The organism is Ruegeria sp. BHSA191 (assembly GCF_059613325.1).
Genome location: NZ_JBXWSH010000015.1, coordinates 22,210 through 38,922, shown reverse-complemented (window position 1 = coordinate 38,922; position 16,713 = coordinate 22,210). Strand labels below are relative to the sequence as shown.

Annotated in this window: 13 protein-coding genes and 1 tRNA gene; 10 read left to right on the top strand and 4 right to left on the bottom strand. The window is 62.4% G+C overall.

From position 1 onward, the window contains the following. The first annotated feature begins 105 nt into the window (after positions 1 to 105). On the top strand, positions 106 to 834 hold the full coding sequence (locus tag AC2FNS_RS14115) for a VPLPA-CTERM sorting domain-containing protein (RefSeq protein ID WP_496803887.1): 729 nt from the start codon (positions 106 to 108) through the stop codon (positions 832 to 834). A gap of 366 nt (positions 835 to 1,200) precedes the next feature. On the opposite strand, the gene AC2FNS_RS14110 is transcribed toward AC2FNS_RS14115, so the two are convergent. Next, positions 1,201 to 1,287: transfer RNA gene (locus tag AC2FNS_RS14110), tRNA-Leu, on the bottom strand. 211 nt (positions 1,288 to 1,498) lie between these two features. Between AC2FNS_RS14110 and AC2FNS_RS14105 the strand changes: the two genes are divergently transcribed. Further along, a complete protein-coding gene (locus AC2FNS_RS14105) occupies positions 1,499 to 2,482 on the top strand; it encodes a complex I NDUFA9 subunit family protein (RefSeq protein WP_496712476.1) in 984 nt (327 codons plus the stop codon). Here AC2FNS_RS14105 and AC2FNS_RS14100 read toward each other — a convergent pair whose 3' ends face one another. Further along, entirely contained in the window at positions 2,483 to 3,286 is an 804-nt protein-coding gene (locus AC2FNS_RS14100; RefSeq protein ID WP_496680929.1) for an undecaprenyl-diphosphate phosphatase, read from the bottom strand. Between the two features lie 228 nt (positions 3,287 to 3,514). Between AC2FNS_RS14100 and AC2FNS_RS14095 the strand changes: the two genes are divergently transcribed. From AC2FNS_RS14095 to AC2FNS_RS14060, 8 genes are all read left to right on the top strand, one after another. After that, positions 3,515 to 4,948, top strand: a complete 1,434-nt coding sequence (locus tag AC2FNS_RS14095) for an NAD(P)-dependent oxidoreductase (protein WP_496712474.1) — start codon at positions 3,515 to 3,517, stop codon at positions 4,946 to 4,948. A gap of 29 nt (positions 4,949 to 4,977) precedes the next feature. After that, on the top strand, positions 4,978 to 5,415 hold the full coding sequence (locus tag AC2FNS_RS14090) for a GFA family protein (protein WP_005979708.1): 438 nt from the start codon (positions 4,978 to 4,980) through the stop codon (positions 5,413 to 5,415). Then, the gene (gene gltB, locus AC2FNS_RS14085) at positions 5,412 to 9,944 is read left to right on the top strand and encodes a glutamate synthase large subunit (RefSeq protein ID WP_496712472.1); all 4,533 of its coding nucleotides are present in this window, start codon (positions 5,412 to 5,414) and stop codon (positions 9,942 to 9,944) included. Before AC2FNS_RS14090 ends, gltB begins: the two co-directional genes overlap by 4 nt. Before the next feature lie 184 nt (positions 9,945 to 10,128). After that, a complete protein-coding gene (locus AC2FNS_RS14080; protein WP_496712471.1) occupies positions 10,129 to 11,043 on the top strand; it encodes a Hint domain-containing protein in 915 nt (304 codons plus the stop codon). Positions 11,044 to 11,086: 43 nt separating this feature from the next. Then, positions 11,087 to 11,827, top strand: coding sequence for a monofunctional biosynthetic peptidoglycan transglycosylase (gene mtgA / locus AC2FNS_RS14075; protein WP_496683186.1), 741 nt, complete (start codon positions 11,087 to 11,089; stop codon positions 11,825 to 11,827). A 58-nt stretch (positions 11,828 to 11,885) separates the two neighbouring features. Beyond that, positions 11,886 to 12,551 carry an FtsZ-binding protein FzlA gene (fzlA, locus tag AC2FNS_RS14070; protein WP_496683184.1) on the top strand — a complete coding sequence of 222 codons (666 nt, stop codon included), beginning with the start codon at positions 11,886 to 11,888 and terminating at the stop codon, positions 12,549 to 12,551. A 75-nt stretch (positions 12,552 to 12,626) separates the two neighbouring features. Then, positions 12,627 to 13,664: a tRNA epoxyqueuosine(34) reductase QueG gene (gene queG, locus AC2FNS_RS14065; protein WP_496712470.1), complete on the top strand. Its 1,038-nt coding sequence runs from the start codon at positions 12,627 to 12,629 to the stop codon at positions 13,662 to 13,664. A 71-nt stretch (positions 13,665 to 13,735) separates the two neighbouring features. After that, entirely contained in the window at positions 13,736 to 15,739 is a 2,004-nt protein-coding gene (locus AC2FNS_RS14060; RefSeq protein WP_496797185.1) for a hydantoinase/oxoprolinase N-terminal domain-containing protein, read from the top strand. 3 nt (positions 15,740 to 15,742) lie between these two features. Here the strand turns inward: AC2FNS_RS14060 and msrA are convergent, their stop codons facing one another. Then, on the bottom strand, positions 15,743 to 16,255 hold the full coding sequence (msrA, locus tag AC2FNS_RS14055; protein ID WP_496712468.1) for a peptide-methionine (S)-S-oxide reductase MsrA: 513 nt from the start codon (positions 16,253 to 16,255) through the stop codon (positions 15,743 to 15,745). Further along, on the bottom strand, positions 16,252 to 16,701 hold the full coding sequence (gene msrB / locus AC2FNS_RS14050) for a peptide-methionine (R)-S-oxide reductase MsrB (protein WP_496683177.1): 450 nt from the start codon (positions 16,699 to 16,701) through the stop codon (positions 16,252 to 16,254). Before msrB ends, msrA begins: the two co-directional genes overlap by 4 nt. Positions 16,702 to 16,713: the final 12 nt, after the last annotated feature.

Sequence of the window (16,713 nt, the reverse complement as noted above, 5' to 3'; positions counted from 1 at the left end):
AAGTTGGTTTTCACTGTTAGACACTTCCAGAACCGTGGTTAATTGCGTTTTGAAAGTTCATTTGTTAGCATTTTCGATATATTTTGTTCAATTTTGGGGGCGAGGATGAGACTTTTCACCGCCGTTGCTGCATTGATGTTTGCTGGTCAAGCGCAAGCTTTGACAGTCACTTTCGATGGGAATGTCATCGGACCGGGTACAGTTCCGGGAGCAGATTATTTGGCTGAAAGCCAAGGTTTTCTTTATGATGGAAGCTACGCCTACGCAGCCGGGCTTTTTGTGCAACTGCACGATGATAGTGGCTTATTGAGTACAAAAATCCGACCGCAAAATAGTACAAGGTTTACGCCTCACACAATGGATGTTCGAGGCTTCTCTCTCGTCAATAAGGCTGGCAGCGGACCGAAACCAAGTGACCCAAGTGATATCTATTCTTGGGCCACATCTGGAATCGCCCCCCCCGCGTCTTTAACCTTTCAAGGGGTACGAAATAATCAGGTAGTCGCAACACAGTTTGCTGGGCCAACGGATTGGACAACGATCAAGTTCTCAAAATCATTTCGGCGCCTAGATAGTCTAATCCTTAGCCTCAACATTCCGGCATCAGCACAGAGCTTCTTTGGTTCGAGCTTTGGAGTAGACGCAGTTACACCAGGGTTAGTTTGGTGTGAGGAGTGGTGTGGCGAATTTTGGGCTGATAACCTTAACGTGACACCGGTTATCGCACCGGTCCCTTTGCCTGCAAGTGGCGTTCTTCTGTTCGGTGCATTGCTTGGTATGTTTGGGCTGAGGCGCATTGGCCGGTTTTCTAACAACGCAAACACTAAATTCTAAACGCTGAGCCGCGAAACATCAGTGCCGACTCTAGTCCGCTAGATGAGCGTTTTTGACCAAACCCGGCATTGATGATGTGACCGCCCCCAGCGGCATCAATGTGCCAAGGTGAATCTGCAACGATCCGCAAAGTCCTCGGGGGGGGCATCGAAACTGTGCAAACCTTTGTCGGAAAACCGTACAACCCACCCTATTCGCGTTTCCCCAATTCAATACTAATCAACACCAACAAGTATCAACCTTACGAATCCTTAACATGCGCTAAGAAAAAACAGGCAGCGCACAAGAAAGGGTGGATATTAGGGTGGATAGAGCGACAACCTAGCTAGAAAAACTTATAAAATTCAATTGCTTGACTGAAAGTTATGGTGCCCAGGAGAGGACTCGAACCTCCACGTCCATACGGACACTAGCACCTGAAGCTAGCGCGTCTACCAATTCCGCCACCTGGGCAGGTGTCGTGGAGGGGCGTTTAAGCCTAGTCGCGGGGGGCGTCAACAGGATTCGAACAGATTTTTGAAAGTTTTTTTGCCGCCGCCGAAATCGGTTCGGGACCCCTGGGCCAAATGCGGGGTTTTCGTCGCTTGCGCGGCGTTATTGCGCCTTGTTTGCAGCGCTTGCGGACGTTAGATCACATCAAGACCCACACAGTAGGAGCGCTGTCATGTCCAAACTGGTCACGATTTTCGGTGGATCGGGATTCGTCGGTCGCTATGTCGCGCGGCGCATGGCGAATGAGGGGTGGCGCGTCCGCGTCGCGGTTCGGCGCCCGAACGAGGCCATTTTCGTCAAGACCTATGGCGTCGTGGGGCAGGTCGAGCCGATCCTGTGCAACATCCGCGACGACGCTTCGGTAGCAAATGCAATGCGGGGCGCGGATGCGGTGGTGAACTGCGTCGGTGTTCTGAACGATCTGGGTAAGAACGGCTTTGAGGCGGTGCAGGCCGAAGGGGCCGAGCGGATCGCGCGTCTGGCCGCGCAGCAGGGAATCAAGCGGATGGTGCATATTTCGGCCATAGGCGCGGATCCCGATTCCGACAGCGAATACGCGCGCACCAAGGCGCAGGGCGAGGCCGGCGTTCTTACCCATATGCCCGACGCCGTCATCCTGCGGCCCTCGGTGATCTTCGGGCCCGAGGATCAGTTCTTCAACCGGTTCGCGGGAATGACCCGGATGTCGCCGTTTCTGCCGATTTTCGGTGCCGACACCCGGTTCCAGCCGGTCTATGTGGATGACGTGGCGCAGGCCGCGATCAAGGGCGTGTTGGGGCAGGCCGAGCCGGGGATCTACGAGCTGGGCGGCCCCGAGGTCAAAACCTTCCGCGAGCTGATGCAGCAGATGCTTGGGGTGATCCACCGCAGCCGTATCATCATCGGCCTGCCGTTCTGGGTGGGGCGGATCATGGCCGGGGTTCTGGACATCGTGAAATTCGTCAGCTTCCAGCTGTTTCCGAACAACATCCTGACCCGCGACCAACTGAAGAATCTGCGCCGCGACAATGTCGTGTCGGAGGGGACGAAGGGTTTCGCCGATCTGGGGATCGAGCCGGCCACGCTTGAATCGGTGCTGCCGGAATACCTGTGGAAGTTCCGCCCGTCGGGACAGTACGACGAGATCCAGAACTCGGCCCGAAACCTGCGGGCCTGATCAGCCGTAAGCGATGCTCAGCAGGACAACGCCCAGGATCACGCGATAGATCACATAGGGCGTGAAGCTGACGCTGCGCAACAGCCGCATCATCAGGCTTAGCGCCAGCAGGGCCGAGACGAAGGCGAACACGGCGGCAATCGCGCTGTCCTTGGCCAGTTGGGTATCGGCCTGATCGATCACGTCCAGCGACAGCAGAGCACCCGAGGCGAGGATCGTCGGGATCGACATCAGCATCGCGATGCGCGCGCCGTCCTCGCGGGAATAGCCCAGATGCCGCGCGCCGGTGATGCAGATCCCCGACCGCGAGGTGCCGGGAATCAGCGCCAGAACCTGCCACAGGCCCAAGATCACCGCATCGCGCAACCCCCAGTCGGCGGCCTCTTTGGTCTGGGGGCCTTTCTGGTCCATCCAGTACAGCAGCAGCCCGAAGCCCAGCATCGTCCATCCGATCACCGCCACGGACCGCATCGCGCTGCTGAGCCCGGTCAGGTGCAGGATGGCACCGACGATGACGGTCGGGATGGTGGCCACGATCAAGGCCAAGGCCAATCGCGATTGCGGGGTGTCGATGCGTCCGCGCAACGCACAGGGCAGGCCTGCAAGGGCCAGCTTAACGTCGCTCCAGAAATACAGAACCACCGCGCCCAAGGTGCCCACATGCACCGCCACGTCGATGGCCAGGCCCTGATCGTCCATCCCGGTGAGGCTGGGTAGCAAGATCAGGTGGCCCGAGGACGAGATCGGCAGAAACTCGGTGATACCTTGGATGATCGCCACCAGAATCAGCTGAAAAAGACTCATCCGCACACCTGCCCGCTGTCACGTTTTCTTTGTCCGCAATGGGTATAACTGGCATGATGAAAAGGAAAGCGCCGAGATGGGTCCGAATCGGACATAAAAAACAAAAAAATCTGGGTGCTCACGGCGCATTTCCAGCATTTTTTTGAATTTAGGTCAGTACAGTTGACTTTTCATTCGAAAAGCTGTCGCCTAAAGAAACTCGACCAAGCCAATTCATGGAGTCTGACCGTGGCCAAGCAACCGATGCTGAAATTCGTGCAGATCGATCGTGACATGCCCCAAAAGCGTGCTGCTGATGACCGCAAGGATGACTTCCACGAAATCTATGCCGAGTTCGCCGCGGAAAAGGCCGCCGAACAGGCCAGCCGTTGCAGCCAGTGTGGGGTGCCCTATTGCCAGTCGCACTGCCCGCTGCACAACAACATCCCCGACTGGTTGCGCCTGACCGCAACGGGGCGGCTGGAGGAGGCCTATCAGACCAGCCAGGCCACCAACACTTTCCCCGAGATCTGCGGTCGCATCTGCCCGCAGGACCGCCTGTGCGAGGGCAACTGCGTCATTGAACAATCCGGCCACGGAACGGTGACCATCGGCGCGATCGAAAAATACATCACCGACACCGCGTGGGACAAAGGTTGGGTCAAGCCGGTCTCGCCAGCCGCCGAGCGCCCCGAAAGCGTGGGTATCATCGGTGGCGGCCCCGGCGGTCTGGCGGCGGCGGACATGCTGCGCCGGGCCGGGATCCAGGTCACGGTCTATGATCGCTATGACCGCGCGGGCGGGTTGCTGATGTATGGCATTCCGGGCTTCAAACTGGAAAAGGACGTGGTTCAACGCCGCAACGAACTGTTGGCCGAGGGTGGCGTGACCTTTGAGTTGAACTGCAACGTGGATGCGGCCAAGTTCGCCGAGATCCGCGCCAAGCATGACGCCGTGATCATTGCAACGGGCGTCTACAAGTCGCGGGATCTGTCCATGCCCGGCAGCGGTCTGCCTGGCATCGAAAAGGCGATCGATTTCCTGACTGCCTCGAACCGCAAAAGCTTTGGTGACACGGTGCCGGAATATGACAGCGGCCGCCTGAACGCCAAGGGCAAGAAGGTGGTCGTGATCGGCGGCGGCGATACCGCGATGGATTGCGTGCGCACCGCGATCCGCGAAGGCGCGACCTCAGTCAAATGTCTGTACCGCCGCGACCGGGCGAACATGCCAGGTTCGCAGCGCGAAACCCAGAACGCCGAGGAAGAGGGCGTAATCTTCGAATGGCTCAGCGCGCCCAAGGGGTTCGTGGGCGATGAGCGCGTTACCGGTGTAATAGTGCAGAAGATGCGCCTGGGCCAACCCGACGCGACTGGCCGCCAAACGCCCGAAGTAATCGAAGGCGCGGATTACGTCGAAGAGGCCGATCTGGTCATCAAGGCGCTGGGCTTCGAGCCCGAGGACCTGCCCACCCTGTTCGGCCAGCCCGACCTGCCCGTGACCCGCTGGGGCACCGTCAAAGCCGCGTTCGAGACCGGCGAGACCGAGATGGACGGCGTCTATGCCATCGGTGACATCGTGCGCGGTGCCTCGCTGGTGGTCTGGGCGATCCGCGACGGGCGTGACTGCGCGCAGGCCATCATCGACCGGTTCAACGGCAAGGCCGCGCTTGCGGCCGAGTGACACCGCAGCCCAGCGACAGGAGCGACAGGATGCCCGAATTGCAAGGCCAATGCATGTGCGGCGCGGTCACCGTGACCGCGACCCCCGCACGCGACGCGCTGGGTGCCTGCCATTGCGACATGTGCCGCCGCTGGACCAGCAGTGCGCTGGTCACCTTTCCGGCACAACCGGGCTATGCGGCGCTGGGGCCGGTCAAGACCTTCACCTCGTCAGACTGGGCCGAACGCGCCTTCTGCGAGGAGTGCGGCTCGGCCCTGTGGTACCGGATCACGCTGCCGGGCGAGATGCACGGCCAGACACAGATCGCGGCCGGCCTGTTCGACAACGCGGCCGGCAACACGCTGAAACTTGAACTTTACATCGACAAGAAGCCCGAGGGTTACGCGTTCGCAGGTGAACGCCGCCAGATGACCGAAGCCGAGGTCATGGCCATGTACGCCCCGTCGGAAGAAGGAGACAGCCAATGACGAAATATGATGCCGATTGGGTCCGGGCCGAGGAAGCCAAGCGCAAGTGGATGGCCGAAAACGGTCTCTATTCCGAGCAGGAAGAGCATTCCTCGTGCGGGGTCGGCCTGGTGGTTTCGGTTGACGGCAAGAAAAGCCGCAAGGTGGTCGAGGCCGGGATCAATGCGCTCAAGGCAATCTGGCACCGCGGTGCGGTGGATGCCGACGGCAAGACCGGCGACGGCGCGGGCATCCATGTGCAGATCCCGGCCCCCTTCTTCTATGACCAGATCCGCCGCACCGGGCACGAGCCCAAGATGGACCAGCTGATCGCTGTGGGGCAGGTGTTTTTGCCACGCACCGATTTCGGCGCGCAGGAGCGCTGCCGGACCATCGTGGAAACCGAAGTTCTGCGGATGGGTTACTACATCTATGGCTGGCGCCACGTACCGGTGGATGTCACCTGCCTGGGCGAAAAGGCCAACGCGACCCGGCCCGAGATCGAGCAGATCCTGATCTCGAATTCCAAGGGCGTTGACGAGGACACGTTCGAGCGCGAGCTGTACGTCATCCGCCGCCGGATCGAGAAAGCCGCCGCCGCCGCGGGGATTTCAGGTCTGTACCTGGCCTCGCTCAGCTGCCGGTCGATCATCTACAAGGGCATGATGCTGGCCGAGCAGGTCGCCGTGTTCTACCCCGACCTGATGGACGACCGTTTCGAGTCGGCCTTTGCGATCTATCACCAGCGCTATTCCACCAACACCTTCCCGCAATGGTGGCTGGCGCAGCCATTCCGCATGCTGGCCCACAATGGCGAGATCAACACGCTGAAGGGCAACATCAACTGGATGAAAAGCCACGAGATCCGCATGGCCTCGGCAACCTTTGGCGACTATGCCGAAGACATCAAGCCGATCATCGCAGGCGGATCGTCGGATTCGGCGGCGCTAGACTCGGTGTTCGAGGTTCTGGTGCGCGCGGGCCGCTCGGCCCCGATGGCAAAGACGATGCTGGTGCCGGAAAGCTGGTCGAAACAGGCGGTGGAACTGCCGCAGTCCTGGCGCGACATGTATTCCTATTGCAACTCGGTGATGGAGCCGTGGGACGGCCCCGCCGCGCTGGCCATGACCGATGGCCGCTGGGTCTGCGCCGGGCTGGACCGCAACGGCCTGCGCCCGATGCGCTATGTGGTCACCGGCGACGGTCTGGTGATCGCCGGGTCCGAGGCGGGCATGGTCCCGATCGACGAGGCCAGCGTTGTCGAGAAAGGCGCGCTGGGTCCGGGCCAGATGCTGGCCGTCGATATGAAAAAGGGCAAGCTGTATCGCGACAAGCAGATCAAAGACAAGCTGGCCGCGGCCCTGCCGTTCGGCGAATGGGTCAGCAAGATCAACGATCTGGACGAAAAGCTGGCGAAGGTCGCCGAAAAGCCGCTGTTCACCGGTGAAGAGCTGCGCAAGCGCCAGATCGCGGCGGGCTACACGGTCGAAGAGCTGGAGCAGATCCTTGCCCCTATGGCCGAGGACGGCAAAGAGGCCATCGCCTCGATGGGCGACGATACGCCCTCGGCGGTTCTGTCCAAACAGTACCGACCGCTCAGCCATTTCTTCCGCCAGAATTTCAGCCAGGTGACCAACCCGCCGATCGACAGCCTGCGCGAATACCGTGTGATGTCGCTGAAGACACGGTTCGGCAACCTCAAGAACGTGCTGGACGAGGACAGCAGCCAGACCGAGATCATCGTGCTGGAAAGCCCCTTTGTCGGCAATGCTCAGTGGGAAGAACTGGTGGCGAATTTCGATGCGCCGCTGGCCGAGATCGACTGTACCTTCGAACCGGGTCCCGGCGCGCTGAGCGCCGCGCTGGCGCGAATCCGCGCCGAGGCGGAGGAGGCCGTGCGCTCGGGCGCGGGTCACTTGGTTCTGACCGATCAGTATTCCGGCCCCGGCAAAGTGGCGATGCCGATGATCTTGGCCACCAGCGCGGTTCATTCGCACTTGATCCGTCAGGGTCTGCGGACCTTCTGTTCGTTGAACGTACGCTCGGCGGAATGCATCGACCCGCATTATTTCGCGGTGCTGATCGGCTGTGGCGCGACCGTGGTCAACGCCTATCTGGCCGAGGATTCGCTCGCCGACCGGATCGAACGCGGGTTGCTGGAAGGCAGCCTGACCGAAAACGTCGCGCGTTACCGCGAGGCGATCGACCAGGGCCTGCTGAAGATCATGGCCAAGATGGGCATCTCGGTGATCTCGTCCTATCGCGGCGGCCTGAATTTCGAGGCCGTGGGACTGAGCCGCGCCATGGTGGCTGAATATTTCCCTGGCATGACCAGCCGGATTTCCGGTATCGGCGTCACCGGCATTCAGGCCAAGGCCGAGGAAATCCACGCCAAGGGCTGGGAGAGCGGCCTGGACGTTCTGCCCATCGGTGGGTTCTACAAGGCCCGCAAATCCGGTGAGACCCATGCGTGGGAAGCGACCTCGATGCACATGATGCAGATGGCCTGCAACCGCGCCTCGTACGAGCTGTGGAAGCAGTATTCGGCCAAGATGCAGGCGAACCCGCCGATCCACCTGCGCGACCTGATGGATTTCAAACCGCTGGGCAAGCCGATCCCGATCGAGGAGGTCGAGTCGATCACCTCGATCCGCAAGCGGTTCGTCACGCCGGGCATGTCGCTGGGCGCGCTCAGCCCCGAGGCGCACAAGACGCTGAACGTGGCGATGAACCGGATCGGTGCCAAATCCGACTCGGGTGAAGGTGGGGAAGATCCCGCACATTTCGTGCCCGAGCCGAATGGCGACAACCCCTCGGCCAAGATCAAGCAGGTGGCCTCGGGCCGGTTCGGCGTGACCGCCGAATACCTCAACCACTGCGAAGAGCTGGAAATCAAGGTGGCCCAGGGCGCCAAGCCCGGCGAGGGCGGCCAGCTGCCCGGCATGAAGGTCACCGATCTGATCGCGCGCCTGCGTCACTCGACCAAGGGCGTGACCCTGATCTCGCCGCCGCCGCATCACGACATCTACTCGATCGAGGATCTGGCGCAGCTGATCTATGACCTGAAACAGATCAACCCGCGCTGCAAGGTGACTGTGAAACTGGTGGCGTCCTCGGGCGTCGGCACGATTGCCGCCGGGGTGGCCAAGGCCAAGGCCGACATCATCCTGATCTCGGGCCACAATGGCGGCACGGGCGCGTCGCCCGCGACCAGCATCAAATATGCCGGCCTGCCGTGGGAAATGGGCCTGACCGAGGCGCATCAGGTTCTGGCGATGAACAACCTACGCGACCGGGTGACCCTGCGGACCGATGGCGGCCTGCGCACCGGGCGCGACATCGTCATGGCCGCGATGATGGGGGCCGAGGAATACGGCATCGGCACCGCCGCCCTGATCGCGATGGGCTGCATCATGGTGCGCCAGTGCCAGTCGAACACCTGCCCAGTGGGCGTCTGTACGCAAGACGAATCCCTGCGCGCCAAGTTCACCGGCAATGCCGACAAGGTGGTTAACCTGATCACCTTCTACGCGCAGGAAGTGCGCGAGATTCTGGCCAGCATCGGCGCCCGGTCGCTGGACGAGATCATTGGTCGGGCCGATCTGTTGGCGCAGGTCAGCCGCGGGTCGGCGCATCTGGACGATCTGGACCTGAATCCGCTGCTGATCACCGTCGATGGCGCCCAGAACATCGTCTATGACCGCGACAAGCCCCGCAACGAGGTGCCCGACACGCTGGACGCCGAAATCGTGCGCGACGCGGCGCGGTTCCTGAAGGACGGCGAAAAGATGCAGCTGTCTTACGCGGTGCAGAACACGCACCGGACGGTGGGCACCCGGGTCTCGAGCCACATCGTGCAGAATTTCGGCATGCGCAACACGTTCCAGCCGGACCATCTGCATGTGAAATTGCAAGGCTCAGCCGGTCAGTCGCTGGGCGCCTTCGCCGCGCCGGGGCTCAAGCTCGAGGTGTCGGGCGACGCCAACGACTATGTGGGCAAGGGCCTGTCGGGCGGCACCATCGTCGTGCGCTCGCCGCAGGTCAGCCCGCTGCAGGCCGACCGGAACACGATCATCGGCAACACGGTTCTTTACGGCGCGACCGACGGGTACCTGTTCGCGGCTGGCCGGGCAGGCGAGCGGTTCGCCGTGCGCAACTCGGGGGCCAAGGTGGTGGTCGAGGGTTGCGGCTCGAACGGGTGCGAATACATGACCGGCGGGGTTGCGGTGATCTTGGGGGACATCGGCGCGAACTTTGGCGCGGGGATGACGGGTGGCATGGCCTATCTGTACGACCCCGAAGGCAAGGCGCAGCTGCTGATGAACATGGAAACCCTGGTGACCTGCCCCGTTACGGTCGAGCATTGGGAGATGCAGCTGAAATCGCTGATCGAGCGCCACGCCACGGAAACCGGCAGCCGCAAGGCCGCCGACATCCTGCAGCACTGGGACGTGGAAAAGGCCAATTTCCTGCAAATCTGCCCGAAAGAGATGCTGAACAAGCTGGCCTATCCGCTCAGCCACGAGGCGACGGCGGTTCCGGCCGAGTAACCCGGGCCGACCCCGAACAAGACCTGCGCGCCGTAGCCCGGCGCGCGGGTTCTTTGTTTTCATGCGGGCAGACGTCCGGGTGACCGCCCTCGCAGGCGGGGTTATGGGCGAATTGCGCCACAAAATCATCGTGAAATCGGGCCAATCGTTCGATAAGGTCGCAGAAATCGCAGGAGCCTTGGGAATGCCGACCACCTATCTCGATCAGTTTTTTATCATTGATCCCTTCAGCCCGCCTGCGGCAGGGACTGTTATGGTGGTCCAGAAATACAATCTGATCGATCAGAATGATGACGGAGACATCGACCGGTTCGACAATGACTCGGTCAACGGTCAGGATGTTACCAATTCGTGGCCCGGCGACACAGTCACGGTCAACGTGCCCGGCACGGGGAACGTGACTTACACCGGCATCACCTTCTATCTGGCCGATGGCAGCCGCGTGTTCACTCCGACGGATGGGCAGGTGCTGCAGCAGGGCACATTGGTGTCCACGTCATTCGTTTCTTCGCAAGGTCCCCTGACTGTGCCCGGTGAGCTGGGGCCGCCCTGTTTCACGCGCGATACGTTGATCGAGACGCCAAACGGCCCAACGCCGGTTCAGGACCTGAGCGCTGGCGATCTGGTTCTGACCGTCGACAACGGTGCCAAACCGTTGCTGTGGGTCGGAAAGACTTGCGTGCCGGCCATCGGAAAGACCGCACCGATCCGGTTTGCGGCCGGTGTTCTGGGGCTGGATCGCGAAACACTGGTTTCGCCGCAGCACCGAATGTTGATCGACGACTGGCGGGCCGAGTACTTCTATGGCTATCCCGAGATCCTGATCGCGGCGCATTGCCTTGTGAATGGCACCAGCGTGACCCGAGCCGCGGGTGGAGATGTCACCTATTACCATCTGTTGTTCGACCAGCACGAGATCGTGACAGCAAATGGCGCCAGAAGCGAAAGCTATTACCCCGGACATGCCCTGTCGCAATCCGAGCGGGATACCTGCCGCGAGCTTTTCGATCTGTTCCCCGAACTCGACCGTGCGGATCTGGGCACGTTGAAGACCGCGCGCCCGGTCATCCGCCCACGCGATGCGCAGCTGTTCGGCTGACAAAGCCGTTCCAAAATTCGGCTGCGCGGCGTATAGCGGACCCATGGCGAAGAAAGCGGCCCGCAAGAGCAGCGGCAAAAAGAAACAGGCGACCCGGCCGAAAAAGACTCGGACGCTCCTGCCCCGTATCCGGCGATGGGTGGTGCGCGGCGCTTTGGCGGTTGCCGGCGTCTTTCTGGCGCTGGTGTTGATCTATTCGGTGGTGAACCCGCCGATCACCCACACGATCTGGTCGGAATGGCGCCGTCTGGGCAAGGTCGAGCGCGACTGGGTGCCGATCGAGGAGATTGCCCCGGTCATGGCCCGTGCGGCCGTGGCGGCCGAGGATGCCAATTTCTGCCTGCACTGGGGGTTCGACGTGAACGCCATCCGAGACGCGCTGGAGGATGGCGGCAACCGCGGCGCCTCGACCATCACGCAGCAGGTGGTGAAGAACGTGTTCCTGTGGCAGGGGCGCAGCTGGGTCCGCAAGGCGATGGAGACAGTGCTGACCCCGGTGGTCGAAATTTTCTGGAGCAAGAAGCGGATCCTCGAAGTCTATCTGAATGTGGCCGAAACCGGCGAGGGGCTGTTCGGAGTCGAGGCTGCGGCGCGCCGCAATTTCGGTGTAAGCGCCGCGGAGCTGAGCCCGGTGCAGGCCGCCCGCCTGGCCGCGATCCTGCCCGCGCCGCGCGCGCGATCGGTGACGGACCCGTCGGTCTATACCCGGCGGAGGGCCGCCGCGATACTGGATGGGGCGGCCACCATCCGCGCAGATGGCCGCGCCGATTGTTTCGAGGATTGAAACCCTTGCCGCTCAGCGGCTATTGCTGAGCGGTATTCACTGGATCGAATGGACTCTCATGGCGCGTTTGTTTCACGTTCCTCTTTCCCCGTTTTGCCGAAAGGTCCGTCTGGCGCTGGCCGAAAAGAAGATCGAGGTTGAGCTGGTCTCCGAGAAATATTGGGAGAAGGATCCGGATTTCCTGCGTCGCAACCCGGCCGGAAAAGTCCCGGTTCTGCGGCTGGATGGGCGGATCATGGCAGAAAGCACCGCGATTTGTGAATATATTGAGGAAACCCGCCCGGACCCCGCCCTGATGCCCCGCAAACCCGAAGCCCGGTACGAGGTGCGCCGTCTGGTCAACTGGTTCGACGACAAGTTCCACCATGAGGTGACGTCGAAGCTGTTGTACGAACGGGTGAACAAGAAGATGACCGGGCAGGGCTATCCGGACAGCAGGAATGTGAAAGAGGGCGCGCGGGCGATCAAGTTCCACCTGGACTACATGGCCTGGCTGCTGGATCAGCGGCGCTGGCTGGCGGGGGATCAGATGACCTTGGCCGATTTTGCAGCTGCGGCGCACCTGTCGGCGCTGGACTATATTTCAGACGTGGACTGGAACCGCAGCCAGGTGGTCAAGGACTGGTACGCCAAGATCAAATCACGCCCGGCATTCCGATCGATCCTTGCGGACCAAGTACCGGGATTCCGCCCGCCTGCCCATTACGCTGACCTTGATTTCTGATAGGTTGGGTCAGGGGGCTGTCTGCCCCCTCTTGGCCCGTTGGGCCAATTCACCCCCGAGGATATTTTGGGCCAGATGAACAGCGCGACAGCATTGAAGGACAGGTTGGTGGCGCAGGCCCGGGCCGAGGGGTTCGTGTCGTGCCGGATCTGCCGCCCGTGGGACGTACCGGAGGTGCCTGCGCGGTTGGCCGCCTTTCTGGCGGCGGGCTATCACGGGCAAATGGGTTGGATGGCCGAGCGGACCCATTGGCGGGGGGATCCGGCGAAGCTGTGGCCCGAGGCGCGCTCGGTCATCATGCTGGCCGAGAGTTACACGCCGGATCATGATCCGACCGAGGTTCTGGGGCGACCTGATCGCGGGGCGATCTCGGTCTATGCGCAGAACAGGGATTACCACGATCTGGTCAAGAAGCGGCTGAAGCGGCTGGCCCGATGGCTGATTGCCGAGGCTGGCGGCGAGGTAAAGGTGTTCGTCGATACCGCGCCGGTGCCCGAGAAAGCACTGGGCCATGCGGCCGGGCTGGGGTGGCAGGGCAAACATACCAATCTGGTCAGCCGCGATTGGGGCAATTGGGCCTTTTTAGGGTCTGTTTTCACCACTCTGAACCTGCCGGTGGATCCACCGGAAGTGGATCATTGCGGGTCGTGTCGGGCCTGTCTGGATGCCTGTCCGACGGATGCTTTCCCGGCACCCTATCAGTTGGATGCGCGGCGCTGCATTTCCTATCTGACCATCGAGCACAAGGGGCCGGTGGATCAAAAGCTGCGCGGCAAGCTGGGCAACCGGATCTATGGCTGTGATGATTGCTTGGCCGCTTGTCCGTGGAACAAGTTCGCGGTGGCGGCCAGCGACATCCGCTATGCCGCGCGCAAAGACCTGATGGCGCCGCCGCTGGCGGAATTGGCCGGGTTGGACGATGCGGCGTTCCGGGACAAGTTCTCGGGGTCTCCGATCAAGCGGATCGGGCGCGACCGGTTCGTGCGCAACGTTCTGTATGCCATCGGCAATTCCGGGTCGGCCGAGTTGATTCCGGTCGCGCAGGCGCTGACCGAGGATCCCGATCCGACGGTGGCCGACGCGGCGCGCTGGGCGGTCGAACAACTGTCGTGAATGCCGCAAACAGGCTGGACGCGTCGGTTCAATCCGCTACACCCGTGACTGCGAACAGGATGGAGACCCCGATGGCGTTGGCTTTGGGCGTGGATACCGGTGGAACCTACACCGATGCGGTGCTGATCCGGGACGAGGAAGAGGTGATCGCCTCGGCCAAGTCCCTGACCACGCGCGAGGATCTTGCGATCGGCGTCGGGCGGGCGATCCGGGCAGTGCTGGACCGGGCGCAGGTCGCACCCGGCCAGATCTCGATGGCGTCGCTGTCGACGACGCTGGCCACGAACGCGCTGGTCGAGGGGCAGGGCGGGCGCGTTGCGCTGATATATGTTGGGTTTCGGGATGGTGATCTGGACAGGCATGGGCTGCGCGATGCGCTGAAGGGCGACCCGGCGCTGGTGATCGCGGGCGGGCACAGCCATGCCGGGGCCGAGGCCGCGCCGTTGGATACAAGGGCGTTGACCGAATTTCTGGACCAGCAGTCCGGGATTTCCGGGTTTGCGGTCGCGGCCCAGTTCGCCACGCGCAACCCCGCGCATGAGCTTGAGGTTGCGCGGATCATCACCGAGAAGACCGGCGCGCCTGTGACCTGCTCGCATCAGTTGTCGGCCAAGCTGAACGGGCCGAAACGTGCGGTGACGGCGGTGCTGAACGCGCGTCTGATCGGAATGATCGACCGCCTGATCGGCCGGGCTCAGGATGTTCTGCACGAGCTGGGCATCGACGCGCCGATGATGGTGGTGCGTGGGGACGGAGCCTTGATGAGCGCCGAGCAGGCGCGGGAACGGCCGATCGAGACCATCCTCAGCGGTCCGGCGGCCTCGATCGTGGGCGCGCGGTGGCTGACCGGAGTTCAGGACGCGCTGGTTTCGGATATCGGAGGGACGACGACCGATGTGGCGCTGATCCGCGATGGTAAACCCGCGATCGACCCGGCGGGCGCCCGGGTTGGCGGGTTCCGCACCATGGTCGAGGCGGTGGCGATGCGCACTCATGGTCTGGGCGGTGACAGCCAGGTGCATGTGGTGACCGAGGGCCTGCGCGGCGGCGTTTTCCTCGGTCCGCGCCGGGTGCTGCCGGTGTCTCTGATCGCGGCCCAGGCGCCCGAAGTGGTCCATGCCGCTCTGGACGAGCAGTTGCGCGCGACCACGGTGGGCGAGCACGATACCCGTTTCGCCCGCCGTGTGCCCGGCATCCACGCCGAGGGTCTGGGTCCGCGCGAGGCGGGGCTGTTGGAGCGGCTGGGGGACAAGGTTCTGCCCCTGAGCGCCCTGTTGCGCACCCGGATGGAAAACGGTGCTCTGACCCGGCTGGTGGACCGCGGGATCGTTCAGGTCTCGGGGGTGACGCCGTCGGATGCCAGCCACGTTCTGGGGCGTCTGTCCGATTGGGATGCCGATGCCGCGCGCAAGGCGCTGGAACTGATTGCGCGCCGGCGTGTGGGGTCAGGCGACCGGCTGGCGGGCTCGGCCGAAGAACTGGCCGGGATGATCGTGGATCAGTTGACCGAACAGACGATTTTGACCTTGTTAGAGACTGCTTTTGCGGAAGAGGCCGAGGAGTTCGGCCTGCCGCCCGAGGATCTGGCGCGCCATGTGTTGACGCGGCGGGGGTTGCGCGGGCATCGCGGTCTGCTGGCGTTGGATACGAAGCTGAACGTGGATGTGGTCGGGCTGGGGGCCTCGGCGCCAAGCTATTACCCTGCGGTCGGTGAGCGGCTGCGCTGTACAATGGTGCTGCCCGACTATGCCGGGGTGGCCAATGCGATCGGGGCCGTCGTGGGGCGGCTGACCATGCGCCGGGCGGGCACCGTGACTGCTCCGTCCGAAGGCCGGTACCGCGTGCATCTGAACGACGGGCCGCAGGATTTCCCCACGCCTGAACCCGCGCTGGACCTGCTGGAGGCTGAACTGCGGCGCGAGACCGAAAGCGCCGTGCGCGAGGCCGGTGCCCAGGATGTCCGCGTGATCGTCAACCGCGACATCCGCACCGCCCGGATCGAGGGCAAGGATGTCTTTGTCGAGGCGATGCTGACCGTCGAAGCCAGCGGCCGCCCGCGGGTGGCCGTCGGCTGACTGCTATTCTGCAGCGCTGCTGCGTTTGGGCAGAACCCAGTCCGGGCGCGGGAAGTGGCAGGTATAGCCATTGGGGATACGCTGAAGGTAGTCCTGATGCTCGGGCTCGGCCTCCCAGAAATCGCCGACGGGTTCGACCTCGGTCACGACCTTGCCGGGCCACAGCCCGCTGGCATCCACATCGGCGATCGTGTCCAGCGCGATCTGTTTCTGGGTCTCGTCGCAGAAATAGATGGCCGAGCGATAGCTCATTCCGATGTCATTGCCCTGACGGTTCACGGTGGTCGGGTCGTGGATCTGGAAGAAGAACTCAAGCAGATCGCGATAGGTGATCTGCGCGGGGTCGAACCAGATCTCGATCCCTTCGGCATGGGTGCCGTGGTTTCGATAAGTCGCGTTGGGCACGTCGCCGCCGGTATATCCGACGCGGGTGCGCAGAACGCCGGGCAGCTTGCGGATCAGATCCTGCATGCCCCAGAAGCAGCCTCCGGCCAGAACGGCGCGTTGTTCGGTCATTTCGGGTCCTCCACTTGATCGAGGTATTCGCCATAGCCCTCGGCCTCCATGTCGTCACGATGGATGAACCGCAGCGCGGCGGAGTTGATGCAGTAGCGTAGCCCACCCTGGTCCAGCGGACCATCGGGAAACACATGGCCCAGGTGGCTGTCGCCGTGTTTCGAGCGGACCTCCGTCCGGATCATGCCCAGCGAGCGGTCCTCAAGCTCGGTGACGTGGTCATGCACGATGGGTTTGGTGAAACTGGGCCAGCCACAGCCCGATTCGTATTTGTGGGTCGAGGCGAACAGAGGTTCACCCGATACGACATCCACATAAATGCCCGGTTCCTTGTGGTGCAGGTATTTGCCGGTGCCGGGGCGTTCGGTCCCGTTGCGCTGGGTGACGTGGAATTCCTCGGGCGAGAGGGCGGCGACAACCGATGGATCTTTGGTATATTTTGACATGGGTCCTCCGGC